The 338-nt window shown below is 60.1% G+C and carries 1 pseudogene; it reads right to left on the reverse strand.

Annotated elements, in window-relative coordinates:
* A pseudogene (locus EN874_RS32685) lies at positions 1 to 332 on the reverse strand (lytic murein transglycosylase); the annotation flags it as partial.
* Between the last annotated feature and the right edge of the window lie 6 nt (positions 333 to 338).

The raw sequence follows: 338 nt of genomic DNA on the forward strand, positions 1-338 counted from the left end.
ATCAGACCGAGCACCCTCGAATTGGCGCTTTCGCGTGTGCGCCCGCCCGTGGTGACGGCGCGAACGATTTTTTCGGCGAAATAGTTGGCGGGCGGACCGAATTCGGACTGGTGCTGCTTTTCAGGTGTGGTCGGCGTCTCACCGGGCATCACGAGGTCCGGCAGGCTCAAATTCGGCTTCACGCCAAGGAACGCCTCATCGAAGGTTTTCTTGGAGATGCCTTTGGACTTGGCCTCCGGCCAGAGGTCGGTTTGCAGCCATGAGCGGAACTGGTCGTCGATGGGTGCGGCGTGGGTCGGGGTGGTGAAAAAGAAAGCCAAAGCGGCCAGCAAGAAAAC

The sequence above is a fragment of the Mesorhizobium sp. M1D.F.Ca.ET.231.01.1.1 genome, assembly GCF_003999155.2.
Classification (GTDB): domain Bacteria; phylum Pseudomonadota; class Alphaproteobacteria; order Rhizobiales; family Rhizobiaceae; genus Mesorhizobium.